13 protein-coding genes are annotated in these 16,338 nt (G+C 69.0%); 11 read left to right on the top strand and 2 right to left on the bottom strand.

Annotated features, from left to right (window positions below; all coding sequences use genetic code 11):
* Positions 1-60: 60 nt before the first annotated feature.
* From ACGFNV_RS33005 to ACGFNV_RS32990, 4 genes are all read left to right on the top strand, one after another.
* The gene (locus tag ACGFNV_RS33005; RefSeq protein ID WP_133928013.1) at positions 61-741 is read left to right on the top strand and encodes a PadR family transcriptional regulator; all 681 of its coding nucleotides are present in this window, start codon (positions 61-63) and stop codon (positions 739-741) included.
* Positions 742-785: 44 nt separating this feature from the next.
* Positions 786-1,868 carry an inositol-3-phosphate synthase gene (locus tag ACGFNV_RS33000; protein WP_393627541.1) on the top strand — a complete coding sequence of 361 codons (1,083 nt, stop codon included), beginning with the start codon at positions 786-788 and terminating at the stop codon, positions 1,866-1,868.
* 118 nt (positions 1,869-1,986) lie between these two features.
* Entirely contained in the window at positions 1,987-3,249 is a 1,263-nt protein-coding gene (locus tag ACGFNV_RS32995; protein ID WP_393627539.1) for an MFS transporter, read from the top strand.
* 134 nt (positions 3,250-3,383) lie between these two features.
* Positions 3,384-3,893 (top strand): hypothetical protein, encoded by a 510-nt coding sequence (locus tag ACGFNV_RS32990; protein WP_393627537.1) that lies wholly within the window; start codon positions 3,384-3,386, stop codon positions 3,891-3,893.
* Between the two features lie 111 nt (positions 3,894-4,004).
* Here the strand turns inward: ACGFNV_RS32990 and ACGFNV_RS32985 are convergent, their stop codons facing one another.
* The gene (locus ACGFNV_RS32985) at positions 4,005-5,468 is read right to left on the bottom strand and encodes a CCA tRNA nucleotidyltransferase (protein ID WP_393627535.1); all 1,464 of its coding nucleotides are present in this window, start codon (positions 5,466-5,468) and stop codon (positions 4,005-4,007) included.
* Between the two features lie 277 nt (positions 5,469-5,745).
* Between ACGFNV_RS32985 and ACGFNV_RS32980 the strand changes: the two genes are divergently transcribed.
* The 7 genes from ACGFNV_RS32980 (at position 5,746) to trxA (ending at position 15,530) form a co-directional block, all read left to right on the top strand.
* Positions 5,746-8,133: a DUF6049 family protein gene (locus tag ACGFNV_RS32980; protein ID WP_393627533.1), complete on the top strand. Its 2,388-nt coding sequence runs from the start codon at positions 5,746-5,748 to the stop codon at positions 8,131-8,133.
* A 45-nt stretch (positions 8,134-8,178) separates the two neighbouring features.
* Positions 8,179-10,476, top strand: a complete 2,298-nt coding sequence (murJ, locus tag ACGFNV_RS32975; protein WP_393627531.1) for a murein biosynthesis integral membrane protein MurJ — start codon at positions 8,179-8,181, stop codon at positions 10,474-10,476.
* Positions 10,477-10,614: 138 nt separating this feature from the next.
* Positions 10,615-12,333, top strand: a complete 1,719-nt coding sequence (locus ACGFNV_RS32970; protein WP_393627529.1) for a serine/threonine protein kinase — start codon at positions 10,615-10,617, stop codon at positions 12,331-12,333.
* A 27-nt stretch (positions 12,334-12,360) separates the two neighbouring features.
* Positions 12,361-13,086: an RNA polymerase sigma factor SigM gene (sigM, locus tag ACGFNV_RS32965; RefSeq protein WP_393627527.1), complete on the top strand. Its 726-nt coding sequence runs from the start codon at positions 12,361-12,363 to the stop codon at positions 13,084-13,086.
* Complete coding sequence (locus ACGFNV_RS32960; protein ID WP_393627526.1) at positions 13,083-14,021, top strand: hypothetical protein; 939 nt, start codon at positions 13,083-13,085, stop codon at positions 14,019-14,021. The genes sigM and ACGFNV_RS32960 overlap by 4 nt, the downstream gene beginning before the upstream one ends.
* A gap of 167 nt (positions 14,022-14,188) precedes the next feature.
* Positions 14,189-15,157, top strand: coding sequence for a thioredoxin-disulfide reductase (gene trxB / locus ACGFNV_RS32955; RefSeq protein WP_393627524.1), 969 nt, complete (start codon positions 14,189-14,191; stop codon positions 15,155-15,157).
* Positions 15,158-15,197: 40 nt separating this feature from the next.
* Complete coding sequence (trxA, locus tag ACGFNV_RS32950; RefSeq protein WP_393627522.1) at positions 15,198-15,530, top strand: thioredoxin; 333 nt, start codon at positions 15,198-15,200, stop codon at positions 15,528-15,530.
* A gap of 95 nt (positions 15,531-15,625) precedes the next feature.
* Here trxA and ACGFNV_RS32945 read toward each other — a convergent pair whose 3' ends face one another.
* Positions 15,626-16,243, bottom strand: a complete 618-nt coding sequence (locus ACGFNV_RS32945; protein ID WP_393627521.1) for a GNAT family N-acetyltransferase — start codon at positions 16,241-16,243, stop codon at positions 15,626-15,628.
* Positions 16,244-16,338 lie beyond the last annotated feature (95 nt).

Below are 16,338 nucleotides of genomic sequence, written 5' to 3'. Positions count from 1 at the left end.
GTCGATACATCAGCGCGAGATAAACCGTCACGGTACGTCCGCGGCAGAGAGGAGGCGACGATGAGCCGGCGTTCCGGGATCCTCGAGTTCGCCGTACTCGGCCTGCTCCGCGAGTCCCCGATGCACGGCTATGAGCTGCGCAAACGACTCAACACGTCACTGGGTGTGTTCCGCGCCTTCAGCTACGGAACGCTGTACCCCTGCCTCAAGACGCTGCTCGCCAATGGCTGGTTGATCGAAGAGCCGGGGAACACCTCCGAGGACGCCCTCGCAGCACCACTCGCAGGGCGTCGTGCCAAGATCGTCTATCGGTTGACGGCGGAGGGTAAGGAGCACTTCGAGGAGCTGCTCTCGCAGACCGGACCCGACGCGTACGAGGACGAGCACTTCGCCGCTCGCTTCGCCTTCTTCGGGCAGACCTCGCGCGACGTCCGTATGCGAGTCCTCGAGGGCCGCCGCAGTCGGCTGGAGGAGCGCCTGGAGAAGATGCGCGCCTCCCTGGCGCGCACCCGGGAGCGCCTCGACGACTACACGCTTGAGCTCCAGCGCCACGGGATGGAGTCCGTGGAGCGCGAAGTGCGCTGGCTGAACGAGCTCATCGAGAGCGAGCGGGCGGGCCGGGACCTGAAGGGTCCGGCCCATGGAGAACCCACTCGTGACACCACAGAGGGAGCGCCGGGCGTCCTGCCCCGGCCCGGGGACACCCCCGGGCCGGATACGCCCGGCGACACTGCCACGTGAGGCCCCTGCCAGGGCCTCACTCGTACACACAGGGAGCAACCAGAATGGGTTCGGTGCGCGTAGCCATCGTCGGCGTGGGCAACTGCGCCGCGTCGCTGGTGCAGGGAGTCGAGTACTACAAGGACGCCGACCCGGCGTCCAAGGTCCCGGGCCTCATGCACGTGCAGTTCGGTGAGTACCACGTCCGTGACGTGGAATTCGTCGCCGCCTTCGATGTGGACGCCAAGAAGGTCGGCCTCGACCTCGCGGACGCCATCGGCGCGTCCGAGAACAACACGATCAAGATCTGCGACGTGCCGAACACCGGCGTGACCGTCCAGCGCGGCCACACCCTCGACGGCCTCGGCAAGTACTACCGCGAGACCATCGAGGAGTCCGCCGAGGAGCCGGCCGACGTCGTCCAGGTCCTCAAGGACAAGCAGGTCGACGTGCTCGTCTGCTACCTGCCCGTGGGTTCCGAGGACGCGGCGAAGTTCTACGCCCAGTGCGCCATCGACGCCAAGGTCGCCTTCGTCAACGCCCTTCCGGTCTTCATCGCCGGCACCAAGGAGTGGGCGGACAAGTTCACCGAGGCGGGCGTCCCGATCGTCGGCGACGACATCAAGTCCCAGGTCGGCGCCACCATCACGCACCGCGTCATGGCGAAGCTGTTCGAGGACCGGGGCGTCGTCCTGGACCGCACGATGCAGCTGAACGTCGGCGGCAACATGGACTTCAAGAACATGCTCGAGCGTGATCGCCTGGAGTCCAAGAAGATCTCCAAGACGCAGGCCGTCACCTCCCAGATCCCCGACCGGGATCTCGGCGAGAAGAACGTCCACATCGGCCCCTCCGACTACGTCGCCTGGCTCGACGACCGCAAGTGGGCGTACGTCCGCCTCGAGGGCCGTGCCTTCGGTGACGTCCCGCTGAACCTGGAGTACAAGCTCGAGGTCTGGGACTCCCCGAACTCCGCCGGTGTCATCATCGACGCCCTGCGCGCAGCGAAGATCGCCAAGGACCGCGGCATCGGCGGTCCGATCCTGTCGGCGTCGTCGTACTTCATGAAGTCCCCGCCGGTGCAGTACTTCGACGACGAGGCCCGCGAGAACGTCGAGAAGTTCATCAAGGGTGAGGTCGAGCGCTAGCTCGACAGAACACAGAGCGCAGGCCGACACGGCTCGCTGAAAACGCTCCTGCCAGGGCTGTCGAGGGTCCCCGGGTCGCACGACCCGGGGACCCTCCCCGTATGTGAGGCTGTGCCCCATGTCCGTCGTCCGTGATCTGCGCGTCCTGCTGCGCTTCCGGGACTTCCGGCGTCTGCTCTCGGTACGGCTGCTCTCCCAAGGGGCCGACGGCGTCTACCAGGTCGGGCTCGCCACGTACGTCGTCTTCTCCCCCGAGAAACAGACCTCGGCCACGGCGATCGCCTCCGCGATGGCCGTCCTGCTGCTTCCGTACTCGCTGGTGGGCCCGTTCGCCGGCGTCCTGCTGGACCGCTGGCGCCGTCGCCAGGTCTTCGTGTACGGCAACCTGCTGCGCGCCCTGCTGGCCTCCGTGACGGCCGCCTTGATGATCAGTCACGTCCCGGACTGGCTCTTCTACATCTCCGCCCTGTGTGTCACCGCGGTCAACCGCTTCGTCCTGGCGGGCCTGTCCGCCGCGCTGCCCCGGGTGGTCGACGCCGAGCGCCTGGTGATGGCCAACTCCTTGTCCCCGACGGCCGGCACACTCGCCGCGACGGCGGGCGGGGGCCTCGCTTTCGTCGTGCGGCTCGTGGGCTCGGACTCCGACGCCGCCGTGGTGCTGCTCGGCTCCGCTCTCTATCTGTGCGCCGCGCTCGCCTCACTGCGCATGGCACCGGAACTGCTTGGGCCCGACCGTGAGTTGATACCGCCCCGGCTGACCGCGGCACTCACCGGCACCGCGCAGGGCCTCGTGGCCGGCGTACGGCACCTCGCTGAACCGAGGAGGCGGGAAGCCGCCTGGGCGCTCACCTCGATGACGCTGATGCGGTTCTGCTACGGCGCCCTGACCGTCATGGTTCTGATGCTCTGTCGGTATGCCTGGTCGACCGACGCGGACGGGGGGCTGGGGCTGCTCGGTCTGGCCGTGGGCATCTCCGGCGCGGGTTTCTTCGCGGCGGCCGTCGTCACGCCCTCCGCCGCGAGGCGGCTCGGGCCGGGCCGTTGGATCGTCGTCTGCGCGGCGGCGGCCGCCGTCCTGGTGCCCCCGCTGGGGCTGCCGTTCGCCCAAGTCCCGCTGATGGTCGCGGCGTTCGTCCTGGGGCTCTCCACCCAGGGCGCGAAGATCGCCACGGACACCATCGTCCAGTTCTCCGTGCAGGACGGCTTTCGTGGCCGGATCTTCTCGGTTTACGACGTGCTGTTCAACGTCGCCTTCGTCGGCGCCGCCGGGGTCGCCGCGCTGATGCTGCCACCGGACGGCCGATCGGGGCCGCTGGTGGTCACAGTCGCCGTTATCTACGGGGCAGTTGCTGTGGGTATGGCACGGTTTGAGCGACGATAAGTGTCACATCAATGCCACGAAGTTCCCCTCCGCTACTGGCTTGTCAGTGCTGGCCTGTAATTTACGTTCGTCTTACTTCGCGCAACGCGGGCTGACGTTCTCGCGCGCACCCACGTTTCTAGGGGGACCCCCAAGTGTCTACTCCGCCGTCCCAGGGCAACCCGTTCGCTCAGGGTCAGCAGCCCTACGGCCAGCCTCAGGGCCAGGCCCCGTACCCGCCCCAGGGTGGCTACCCGCAGCAGCCCGGCCAGCCCGGCTACCCACAGGCCACCGCGCCGTACGCCACGGTTCCGCCGGCGCAGCCCCGCCGCAAGGTCAGCTTCAAGCTGATCAAGAACGTCGTCATCGTCCTCGCCGTCGCCGGTGTGGCCATCGGCGGCTACATATCCAGCCGCGACGACGCCAACACGGCATCGGTCGGCGACTGCATGCACCGCGGCAGCAGCGACGACAACAACCCGGACCTCGAGGTCGTCGACTGCAAGTCCTCGAAGGCTCAGTACGTCGTGCTCGCCAAGATCGAGGGCGACTACTCCGCGACCACTGCCGAGACCAAGTGCACGGAGAAGGCCAAGGACTTCCAGTACTCCTACACCGAGAGCGGCGACGGCAGTGACTTCCTGCTCTGCCTGAAGGACAAGTAGGGGAACGAGTAAGCAGACGTCGAAGGGGCGGTGTTTCACGTGAAACACCGCCCCTTCGCGCACCCTGCACGGGGTCATGTTTCACGTGAAACATGACCCCGTTTCGCGTACTCAGCCCTGCTCGGCCCACCACTCCTTGAGCGCCGCTTCCGCTACCTCGCGCTCCATCGGGCCGTTCTCCAGGCGCAGCTCCAGCATGTGCTTGTACGCCTTGCCCACCATCGGTCCCGGTCCGACGCCCAGGATCTCCATGATCTGGTTGCCGTCGAGGTCAGGTCGGATCGCGTCCAGCTCCTCCTGTTCCTGGAGCTGGGCGATGCGCTCCTCCAGGCCGTCGTACGCCCGGGAGAGTGCGGCGGCCTTGCGCTTGTTGCGCGTCGTGCAGTCCGAGCGGGTCAGCTTGTGGAGTCGGTCGAGGAGCGGGCCGGCGTCTCGGACGTAGCGACGAACCGCGGAGTCCGTCCACTCACCGGTGCCGTACCCGTGGAAGCGCAGGTGGAGTTCGACCAGACGTGAGACGTCCTTCACCAGCTCGTTGGAGTACTTCAGCGCCGTCATGCGCTTCTTGGTCATCTTGGCCCCGACCACCTCGTGGTGGTGGAACGAGACCCGGCCGTCCTTCTCGAAGCGACGGGTGCGCGGCTTACCGATGTCGTGCAGCAGGGCGGCCAGGCGGAGGGTCAGGTCGGGACCGTTCTCCTCCAGCGCGATCGCCTGCTCCACGACGATCAGGGTGTGCTCGTAGACGTCCTTGTGCCGGTGATGTTCGTCGCTCTCCAGCCGCAGGGCGGGCAGCTCGGGCAGCACATGGTCGGCGAGCCCGGTGTCGGCCAGCAGGGCCAGTCCCTTGCGGGGGTTCGCGGAGAGAATCAGCTTGTTCAGCTCGTCCCGGACCCGCTCCGCCGAGACGATCTCGATACGGCCGGCCATCTCGCTCATCGCGGTGACGACCTCGGGGGCGACCTCGAAGTCGAGCTGGGCGGCGAAGCGTGCGGCGCGCATCATCCGCAGTGGGTCGTCGGAGAAGGACTCCTCAGGAGTGCCCGGAGTGCGCAGCACCCGCTCCGCGAGGTCGCCCAGCCCGCCGTGCGGGTCGATGAACTCCTTCTCCGGGAGCGCCAGGGCCATCGCGTTCACGGTGAAGTCACGACGGACGAGGTCCTGCTCGATCGAGTCGCCGTAGGACACCTCGGGCTTGCGCGAGGTGCGGTCGTAGGCCTCCGACCGGTACGTGGTCACCTCGATCTGGAAGGTTCGGTCCACGTCTCCGACGCGGGCAACCTTGTGTGCGCCGACCGTGCCGAACGCGATCCCGACCTCCCACAGGGCGTCCGCCCACGGCCGCACGATCTTGAGGACGTCCTCGGGACGGGCGTCGGTCGTGAAGTCCAGGTCGTTGCCGAGCCGGCCGAGCAGTGCGTCCCGGACCGAGCCGCCGACCAGGGCGAGTGAGAACCCGGCCTCCCGGAAGCGGCGGGCGAGGTCGTCGGCGACAGGCGCGACCCGCAGCAGTTCACTCACCGCGCGGTGCTGCACCTGGCTCAGGGCACTGAGGTCTTCGTTGGCGTTCGGCACAACAGAAGAGGGTACGTGCCCGGGCGCGCCGCCAGCGCCTCCATTACGGGCCGGGGCCTCCAGGAAGAAGGTGCAGAGACCTCCCCCATACCCACACAGGATCGACGCGGGCGGCGGCCGCAGGGGCGCTCCCTTCAAACGGGGATATAGGGGACGGCCCGCCCGCCTTCCCCGATCTTGTGGAGCAGACCGCGGCACTTCCCCTCAGCGCGCATCGTTACCATGCGTGGACGCACATTCCGACGACCACTGACGACGACGAGGGACGGGCGAACGCGTGGCCGAGGCGGCAGACTTCCAGGGGATGAGTCCCTCACCTGCCCGCCGGTGGCTGCGGCGCACCGGAGCACTGCTCGCCGGGGCGCCTCTGCTGGCCGGTCTGCTCCAGCTGCCCGCCTCCTCGCCCGCGCAGGCCGCCGGCCAGGACGCCGTGCGCGATGCCTCGGGTTCGGGCACGGTGGCCGTCTCCGTCGACTCCCTCAGCCCCAGCGCCCCCACCGACGGGGACACCCTGACCATCTCCGGCACGGTCACGAACAGGGGCAAGCAGGCGGTCACCGACGCCCACGTGGGCCTGATGGTGGGGTCCGCCCTGCCCACCCGCTCGGCGATCGACTCCACCGCCGAGCGCACCGACTACATGCCTGGCGCCGACGGCTCGGAGGTGGGCGGCAAGTACGTCGAGAAGTTCTCCAACCTCGCCCCCGGTGTCGCGGAGCCGTTCAGCATCTCCGTGCCGGTCGACAAGCTGGACCTCGGTGCGGACGGTGTCTACCCGCTCGGGGTCTCGCTCTCCGGCCAGACGTCCGCTCAGCAGTGGGAGCAGGTGCTGGGCATCCAGCGCACGTTCCTACCGTGGCAGCCGGACGAGGCGGAGACGAGCACGAAAACCACGGCGCTGTGGCCACTGATCGCCACGGCGCACATGACGGCGGAGACCGGGTCCAACGAGCAGCAGACGCCAGTGTTCTCGGACGACGACCTGGCCAAGGAGATCGCCCCCGGCGGCCGGCTGGACCAAATGGTCTCTCTGGGCAAGGACCTCGACGTCACCTGGGTGATCGACCCCGACCTGCTGGCGTCCGTCGACGCGATGGTGGACGGCTACCGGGTCCGAGGCGAGGGCGACACGACCACGGTGGGCACCCACCAGGCAGTCGCCAAGCGGTGGCTCGACGAGGTGCAGAAGGCGGTGGCGGGCAAGGAGGTCGTCGCGCTGCCCTTCGCCGACCCGGATGTGGCCTCCCTCGCCCACAACGGCACGAACGTCACCGGTTCACTGAGCCAGCTCAAGGAAGCCACCGACGTCGCCGCCACCACCGTGGGGACGATCCTCCATGTGACGCCGAGCACTGATTTCGCCTGGCCCGTGGACGGCGCCGTCGACCCGTCGATCGTCAAGGTCGCCACCTCCGCCGGCGCCGACAAGGTGATCGCGCGCGGTGACAGCCTCAATGAGACGGGCGGCCTGACGTACACGCCCTCCGCGGCTCGCCCCATCGGAGGCGGTACGACGGCGGTGGTCGCGGACACGCGGATGTCCACGGCCTTCCAGGGCGACCTGACGAAGGCGTCCTCGTCGACGCTCGCCGTGCAGCAGTTCCTCGCACAGAGCCTGGCGCTGGACCTGCAGACCCACAAGCAGCGCAGCATCGTCGTCGCCCCGCAGCGCATGCCCACCGCGAGCCAGGCGAAGGCGATGGCCGAGGCGCTGACAGCGCTCCAGGACAGCACCTGGTCGGAGTCCCAGGACCTCACGGCGGCCGCCAAGGCCAAGCCGGACCCTGGCGCCACGACGAAGGTCCCGAACGCCTACCCCTCCGCGCTGCGCAAGCAGCAGCTGCCGCGGTCCGCCTTCGGTGTGATCGCGAACACACAGGCGAAGCTCAACCGGTTCCAGGTGATCCTCACCGACAAATCGCGCGTGGTGACCCCCTTCGGGCTGGCCCTCAACCGAGAAATGTCCACGTCCTGGCGTGGGCGGAGCACCGAGGCGAGCACCTTCCGCCAGGGCGTGGAGGCGTATCTCGACGACCTGACCGAGCAGGTCAAGCTGGTCGAAAAGTCCGAGACCAAGCTCTCCGGCCGCAGCGCCATGATCCCCGTGTCCGTGCAGAACAACCTGGTCCAAGGCGTGGACCACCTCGTGCTGCGGCTCACCTCGACGAACCCCACCCGTCTCAAGATCGGCGGCGACGACTACAAGGAGCAGCCGATCACGGTCTCCGGCGGCCACGCCCAGACGGTGAAGTTCACCACGTCCGCCAACGCCAACGGCCGGGCGACGGTGATCGCGCAGCTGTACACGCAGGACGGTCAGCCCTACGGTGACGCCGTCACCTTCGACGTGAAGGTCACCGAGATCACGGCGACCGTGATGCTGGTCATCGGCGGCGGTGTCCTCCTGCTGGTCCTCGCCGGCTTCCGGATGTACACCCAGCGCAAACGCGCCGGCGCCCGGGAGGCCGAGGAGGACGGCCCGGACGCCAAGGACGATGAGACGGCCGACGGGCAGGAGAACCCGTCGGGGACCATGGACCGTCTCAGTGAAGAGTCCGGCGCTCGGTCCGGGGCAGGCGCCCCGGAGCAGCCGAGTGACCCGACACCGGACACCGCAGCGGAAAACGCCGACCCGTCCGGCACGGGTGAGAGAGTGGACCGTTGAGGATGTCGTGGCCCGGTGGGCCGGGGACGATGAGGTGGGGTAACCATGAACGCGCCGTACGACGGTGACCGCGGCCAGGCCGCGGGCAGCTCGGGGTACCCCGAGGGCCCGCCGCCCGAGCACGGCCAGGTGCCGCCGCAGCACCCCGCGGACATGTACCTCCAGGACGCCTACACCCAGGACCCCTACCAGGCACAGGACCTCTCCGCCCAGGACCCGGTCACCGAGGCGCTCTACGACCGTGCCGCGCACCCCCCGCCGCCTCCGGGCACGTACCAGCCGCAGCAGCCGCTCTACGGTCGGCCGCCGCAGTCGCCGTACGCCCCGGACCCGCAGGTGTGGGCGCAGACCCCTGCGCCGGAGCCGGATGGTCCCACCCAGTACCTGCCGTACGGCGACGACCCCCGCACCACCCAGTTCGTGGGCGTGGACGACCTGGTCAGCCAGGCCGGTGAGGAGCGCCACGAGCCGGACGCCTTCGCGCATCTCTTCCGGGACCAGCAACAGGGCGGTCTGCCGCAGGGTGGCCTGCACCCGTCGGTGGAGTCGCCGGCGGTTCCCGGCCCTGCCGCGACTCCGGCCGGGGGCCAGGGACCGTCGCCGTATCAAGGACCACCGCAGTACCAGGGCCCACCGCAGTACCAGGTGCCGACAGCGGCGCCCGAGCCCGAGGCGCCTCCCGCCCCGACGCCCGCACCGGCGGCCAAGAAGGGCGGCAAGGCGGCGGGGCTGCTGAAGTCCAGCGCCGTGATGGCGGCGGGCACGATGGTCTCCCGTCTGACCGGCTTCGTCCGCTCCGCGCTGATCGTGTCGGCCCTGGGCCTCGGGTTCCTCGGCGACTCCTTCCAGGTCGCGTACCAGCTGCCGACCATGATCTACATCCTGACCGTCGGCGGCGGCCTCAACTCCGTCTTCGTGCCGCAGCTCGTACGCGCCATGAAGGAGGACGACGACGGCGGTGAGGCCTTCGCCAACCGTCTGCTGACCCTCGTGATGGTGGCTCTGGCCGCGCTCACGGGACTCGCGATGTTCGCCGCACCGCTGCTGGTCCGCATGCTGGCGAACCCGGTCGCCGAGAACCCCGCGGCCAACGAGGTCGCCATCACCTTCACCCGCTACTTCCTGCCCTCGATCTTCTTCATGGGCATCCACGTGGTGATGGGGCAGGTCCTCAACGCCCGGGGGAAGTTCGGCGCGATGATGTGGACCCCGGTCCTGAACAACATCGTCATCATCGTGACGCTGGGCATGTTCATCTGGGTGTACGGCACCTCGGCGGACTCCGGCATGAATGTCACGAACATCCCGCCGGAGGGCCAGCGTCTCCTCGGCGTCGGCATTCTGCTCGGTCTGGTCGTCCAGGCCCTCGCGATGATTCCGTACCTGCGCGAGACCGGGTTCCGGATGCGGCTGCGGTTCGACTGGAAGGGCCACGGTCTCGGCAAGGCCGCGATGCTCGCCAAGTGGACCATCCTGTTCGTCCTCGCCAACCAGGCCGGCGCGCTCGTGGTCATGCAACTGTCCATCGCCGCCGGTACCGCGTCCCACGTCGAGGGAACCAGCTTCGCCGCCTACGCCAACGCCCAGCTGATCTGGGGCCTGCCCCAGGCCATCATCACCGTCTCCCTGATGGCCGCGCTGCTGCCGCGCATCTCGCGCTCGGCAGCCGAGGACGACTCGGGCGCCGTCCGGGACGACATCTCCCAGGGCCTGCGCACGACGGCCGTCGCGATCGTGCCCATCTCCTTCGGTTTCGTGTCCCTCGGCATCCCGATGTGCACCCTGATCTTCGGTTCCTCGGGCACCAGCGAGGCGACCAACATGGGATACATGCTGATGGCGTTCGGCCTCGGCCTGATCCCGTACTCCGTGCAGTACGTCGTCCTGCGCGCCTTCTACGCCTACGAGGACACCCGGACGCCGTTCTACAACACGGTGATCGTGGCGGCCGTCAACGCCGCCGCCTCCGGCGCCTGCTACCTCCTGCTCCCGGCCCGCTGGGCCGTGGTCGGCATGGCCGCCTCGTACGGCCTCGCCTACCTGATCGGCGTCGGCGTCGCCTGGCGTCGCCTGCGCAAGCGCCTGGGAGGCGACGTGGACGGCGCCCGCGTCCTGCGGACCTACGCACGGCTGAGCATCGCGTCGGTGCCCGCCGCGCTGCTCAGCGGCGCGGCCTGCTACGGCATCGGACACACGCTGGGCCAGGGCGTCCTCGGCTCCTTCGCGGCGCTCATCGCCGGTGGTGCGGTCCTCCTCGCGGTCTTCTACCTGGCGGCCCGCCGCATGCGTATCGAGGAGCTCAACTCGCTCGTGGGCACGGTGCGCGGGCGGCTGGGCCGCTGAGAGGAGGTAAGCGCACAACCATCGTCCGCCACCGCGTGTCGTGCATAGCGGCGGACTGTGGGCACAATTGGTTTCGGCGTCGGACGGCGCGCACGGATGTCGAACGGCGCGCATTTGGATGGGGAGGCAGGAACGACGGTGGCGGAACGGAGCACGGCTGCCGTCGACGTGGCAGACAACAGCGGCGACAAGCCGCTGACCGCACAGGCGGACCAGTCCACGGCCGACGGGGTGGCCCAGAACCGGGAGCGGGACACGGACATCGACGAGGCACAGGGGAGTGGCGGGACCCAGGGTCCCGGGAAGGCCTCACCGCCCGAGCTGCACAGCGGCCACAAACTGGCCAGACGCTACCGCCTCGAGGAGTGCGTCACCCGTCTGGACGGTTTCAGCAGTTGGCGTGCGGTCGACGAGAAACTCCGTCGCGCCGTCGGCGTTCACATCCTGCCCGCGGACCACACGCGGGCGCGTTCGGTGCTGGCCGCGGCCCGCTCCTCGGCACTGCTCGGCGACCCCCGCTTCGTCCAGGTCCTGGACGCAGTCGAGGAGAACGACCTCGTCTACGTCGTCCATGAGTGGCTGCCCGACGCGACCGAGCTGAGCACGCTCCTCGCCTCCGGTCCGATGGAGCCGCACGACGCCTACCAGATGGTCAGTCAGATCGCCTCCGCCATGGCCGCCGCGCACCGCGAGGGCCTGGCCCATCTCCGTCTGAACCCCAACGCCGTGCTGCGCGCCTCGACCGGCCAGTGGCGCATCCGCGGTCTCGCCGTGAACGCCGCCCTGCGCGGCATCAGCTCCGACACGCCCCAGCGCACCGACACCGAGGCGATCGGCGCTCTGCTGTACGCGGCGCTCACCCAGCGCTGGCCGTACGAGAGTGACGCCTACGGACTGTCCGGGCTCCCCAAGGACGTCGGTCTGATCGCACCGGACCAGGTGCGTGCCGGCATCCATCGAGGCCTGTCGGAGCTGTCGATGCGGGCGCTCGCCAACGACGGCGCGACGGCGTCCCGTCACGAGTCCCCGTGCACCACTCCGGAGGAGCTGGTGAAGGCGATCGGCGAGATGCCCCGCATCCGCCCGCCGGAGCCCGCGTTCACCGCGCCGCCCGAGTACCAGCGCACCACGTACCAGCAGGGCACCTACGGCCGTTCCACGCCGCACTCCGGTGCCACCCAGCCGGTGCAGGCGCCGCCGCCCCCGCTGCAGAGCCGTACCGGCAGGGCCCTGAAGTGGGCCGTCTCGGCACTGCTCATCGCGGCACTGGGACTCGGCAGTTGGCAGCTGGCGGACGCGCTCATGGATCAGACCAAGCAGTCCGACGACACCAACCAGACGCAGACCACCGACGGGAACGACAAGAACGGCAAGAAGCCCAAGCCGGTCAAGACGCTCCCCATCAAGGGCGCACAGGAGTACGTGGCGAGCGGGGACGCCCAGGCGCCCGAGGACGTCGCGAACACCTATGACTCGGACAGTTCCACGTTCTGGCGCACCAAGCGCTACAACGCCGGTCCGAAGCTGGCTCCCTACAAGCCCGGCGTGGGCATCGTCTACGACCTCGGCTCGTCCCAACAGGTCTCGGCCGCGTCAATAGGGCTCCGGTACCCGGGCGACTACACAACGGTTCACCTCTACGCCACGGACTCGCTCTCCCCGTCGACGGGGATCGAAGGGATGAAGGAGATCGGAACCGCCACCACGAGCGGCACCTCTCTCAAGGTGAAGGCGTCGAAGTCGGTGAAGACGCAGTACGTGCTGCTGTGGGTGACGGCCGTGCCGATGGCACAGACCGACGGCTACAGCAGCTCCGGATACAAGCAGGCCATCACCGACGTGAAGTTCACGGGCTGACGTCTCACCGGAGGGGGAGGGGGTCAGATGGCGGAAGGCGCCGGATACGACGAGACGAGCGATCAGGATCTGCTCGCCCGCCACGTCGAGGGCGACCCCGACGCCTTCGGTGAGCTCGTGCGGCGACACCGCGACCGGCTGTGGGCGGTGGCGCTGCGTACGCTGGGCGACCGCGAGGAAGCCGCTGACGCGGTCCAGGACGCCCTCGTCTCCGCCTACCGGGCCGCCCACACCTTCCGCGGCCAGTCGGCCGTCACGACGTGGCTGCACCGCATCACGGTGAACGCCTGCCTCGACCGCGCCCGCAAGGCCGCCTCCCGGAAGACCTCGCCGGTCGACGACACCGAGCGGCTGGAGCAGCTTCTGGAGCCGCACGAGTCGGCCTCGGCCCCGGCGGAGCGCAACGATCTGCACCGCCAGCTCCTCGAAGCGCTCGGCACCCTCCCGCCCGACCAGCGGGCTGCCCTCGTCCTGGTGGACATGCAGGGCTACCCGGTCGCCGAAGCGGCCCGCGTGCTCGACGTCCCGACCGGAACGGTGAAGAGCCGCTGCGCCCGGGGCAGAGCCAGACTCCTCCCCCTGCTCACCCACCTGCGGCCGGAAAACACCGGTGAGAGCACAGAACCGGGCCAGGGACGGAACCGGGCGCAGGGGACATCCGTCCCACCCGCAGCGGGCCCGCACGACACGGGTCCCCGTGATCCAGGGCCAAGCGATTCAGCTGCTGTGAAGGGCGGAGGTGGGCGAGCGTGACATCCACGACAGACACGGCCGGGCACCCGGACGTCTCGGAGATCTCCGACCTCACCGAGGGCCTGCTCTCTCCGTCCCGCAGCGCGGACCTACGGCAGCATCTGGACGACTGTGAGCTGTGCGCCGATGTCCACGCCTCCCTGGAGGAGATCCGGGGCCTGCTCGGCGCCGTCCCCGGCCCGCCCCGCATGCCGGCCGATGTCGCGGGCCGTATCGACGCGGCCCTCGCCGCCGAGGCCCTGCTGAACGCCACGGCTCCCGATCACCTGGATGCGCCGATGCCGGCTGACACGGCCAGGGACGACACGGCCCGGGCGATCTCCGACACCGACGACCGGGCGCGCGTTTCACGTGAAACATCGCCCGCAGCTGACCGCCCGGCAGGCCACGCCCGCGGCTCCACCACCGGTCCAGGCCGCAAGAACCGTCTGCGAGGCAAGCGCCGCAAGGTCGCGGTGCTCGGCGCCGCCTTCACGGCCGCTGCCCTGGGACTCGGGTCCGTATTGCTGACCTCGTTGATGGGCGGATCCCCGTCCGGCCCCGCGGCAGGAGGCCGACACACCACCGCCGCGGACACGTTCTCCGAGGGAAAGCTGGAGAAGCAGGTCGAGGGCCTCCTCGCGAAGGACGAGCGCTCCGGGGGAGGCTCACGCACGCCGGACCTGGGCGTGGCGGGTGGCCCCGACAGCGCCAGCCCCAGGATTTTCAGGCAGCCCGCGGTTCCCCCGTGCATCCAGAAGGGCATCGGCCGGGACGACCAGGCGCTGGCCACCCAGGAGGGCGTGTACGAGGGGCAGGACGTTCTGCTCGTCGTCCTGCCCGACACCTCGGACGCGACCCGGGTCACGGCGTACATCGTGGAATCCGCCTGTGTGGGGCACCCGTCCTCCACCAAGGCAGAGATCCTTCTCAAGGACTCCTACACACGTCCCTGAGCATCAGGGCATCGCCTCTGCGCCGCGTGGTATCCCGTACGGTGTCGCCTGGCCGTGTGCCCGGACACACCGGGAATGCGCGCCCCTTAGGATCCGTTGGGTCGGGTGAGAGTTCAGAGAGGCTCCCACCGGTCGACCGATGCAGACCAGAGACGAGGAATCAAGCCGTGAGCGACGTCCGTAACGTGATCATCATCGGCTCCGGGCCCGCCGGCTACACCGCGGCGCTCTACACCGCGCGAGCATCGCTGAAGCCGCTGGTGTTCGAGGGCGCCGTCACCGCGGGTGGTGCGCTGATGAACACGACCGAGGTGGAGAACTTCCCCGGCTTCCAGAGCGGCATCATGGGCCCCGAGCTCATGGACAACATGCGCGCCCAGGCCGAGCGCTTCGGCGCCGAGCTCATCCCGGACGACGTCGTCTCCGCGGACCTGGCCGGCGAGATCAAGACGGTCACGGACACCGCCGGTACGGTCCACAAGGCGAAGGCCGTCATCGTCACCACCGGGTCCCAGCACCGCAAGCTCGGCCTGCCGAACGAGGACGCCCTCTCCGGCCGGGGCGTCTCCTGGTGCGCCACCTGTGACGGCTTCTTCTTCAAGGACCAGGACATCGCCGTCATCGGCGGCGGCGACACCGCGATGGAGGAGGCCACCTTCCTCTCGCGCTTCGCCAAGTCCGTGACGATCGTCCACCGCCGGGACACCCTGCGCGCCTCCAAGGCGATGCAGGAGCGCGCCTTCGCCGACCCGAAGATCTCGTTCGTCTGGGACAGCGAGGTCGCCGAGGTCCAGGGCGACCAGAAGCTGTCCGGTCTGAAGCTGCGCAACGTCAAGACCGGTGAACTCTCCGACCTGCCGGTGACCGGCCTGTTCATCGCGATCGGCCACGACCCTCGCACCGAACTGTTCAAGGGCCAGCTGGACCTCGACGAGGAGGGCTACCTGAAGGTCGAGGCACCGTCGACCCGCACCAACCTCACCGGTGTCTTCGGCGCCGGTGACGTGGTCGACCACACCTACCGTCAGGCGATCACCGCGGCCGGCACCGGCTGCTCCGCCGCCCTCGACGCCGAGCGCTTCCTCGCCGCTCTCGCGGACGAGGAGAAGGCCGAGCCCGAGAAGACCTCTGTCTGACCCCCATCCGCCCCACGCACCAACCAGTAAGGAGCCCGCAGTGGCCGGCACCCTCAAGAACGTGACCGACGACTCCTTCGAGCAGGACGTCCTCAAGAACGACAAGCCCGTCCTGGTGGACTTCTGGGCCGCCTGGTGCGGTCCGTGCCGCCAGATCGCTCCGTCCCTCGAGGCGATTGCCGCCGAGTACGGCGACAAGATCGAGATCGTCAAGCTGAACATCGACGAGAACCCGGGCACGGCCGCCAAGTACGGCGTCATGTCGATCCCGACGCTGAACGTCTACCACAACGGCGAGGTCGCGAAGACCATCGTCGGCGCCAAGCCGAAGGCCGCGATCGTCCGCGACCTCGGGGACTTCATCGCCGAGTGACGTTCTTGGTCGCCGAGGCGGCGACATGTTTCACGTGAAACACGAATGGGCCAACCCGGAAGGGTTGGCCCATTCGCTTGTCTGAGCCTGGATCCTCACAGCGGCCGCAGGGCCGGTTCCTTCTGCACGGCCCCCAGCAGCCGGTCCAGCGCCATCTCCACGTCTTCCTTCCAGGAGAGCGTCGTCCTCAGCTCCAGCCTCAGGCGGGGATACGTGGGGTGCGGCCGAACCGTCTTGAAGCCCACCGCCAGCAGATGGTCTGCCGGAAGGACACACGCCGGCTCCTTCCAGCGGGCGTCGCCGAAGGCCTCGATGGCCTTGAAGCCCCGCCGCAGCAGATCCTTGGCGACCGTCTGGACCATCACCCGACCCAGCCCCTGCCCCTGGTACCCCGGCATGATGAACGCCGTGATCAACTGGACCGCGTCCGGTGACACAGGACTCGTGGGGAACGCCGTCGAGCGTGGGACGTAGGCAGGCGGTGCGTAGAGCACAAAGCCGACCGGGACCTCATCGACGTACACGACCCGCCCGCACGAGCCCCAGTCCAGGAGGACGGCGGAGATCCAGGCTTCCTTCTCCAGCGCCGACGTGCCTGCCCTTACCGCGGCCTCACCGCTGACTGGGTCCAGCTCCCAGAAGACGCACGTGCGACAGCGGTTGGGAAGGTCCTGAAGGTTGTCCAGCGTGAGCGGTACGAGCCGACGCCCCATGAAGGCTGTTCCTCGCTTCCTTCGCCCGCAGCAGTGCGAGCGGCTGTCAGAGCGCTCCGTTCCCTGAGCAGACTGCCGACGAACCCGCCGACTGC

The organism is Streptomyces sp. NPDC048751 (assembly GCF_043198595.1).
GTDB lineage: Bacteria > Actinomycetota > Actinomycetes > Streptomycetales > Streptomycetaceae > Streptomyces.
Note: the sequence above shows the minus strand (reverse complement) of the source record. Positions and strands in the feature narration are given on the sequence as shown.

Bases quoted from the DNA above. Each gene is read 5' to 3' on its own strand.
- ACGFNV_RS33005 (WP_133928013.1), top strand. From the start codon at position 61: ATGAGCCGGCGTTCCGGGATCCTCGAGTTCGCCGTACTCGGCCTGCTC.
- ACGFNV_RS33000 (WP_393627541.1), top strand. From the start codon at position 786: ATGGGTTCGGTGCGCGTAGCCATCGTCGGCGTGGGCAACTGCGCCGCG.
- ACGFNV_RS32995 (WP_393627539.1), top strand. From the start codon at position 1,987: ATGTCCGTCGTCCGTGATCTGCGCGTCCTGCTGCGCTTCCGGGACTTC.
- murJ (WP_393627531.1), top strand. From the start codon at position 8,179: ATGAACGCGCCGTACGACGGTGACCGCGGCCAGGCCGCGGGCAGCTCG.
- sigM (WP_393627527.1), top strand. From the start codon at position 12,361: ATGGCGGAAGGCGCCGGATACGACGAGACGAGCGATCAGGATCTGCTC.
- ACGFNV_RS32945 (WP_393627521.1), bottom strand. From the start codon at position 16,243: ATGGGGCGTCGGCTCGTACCGCTCACGCTGGACAACCTTCAGGACCTT.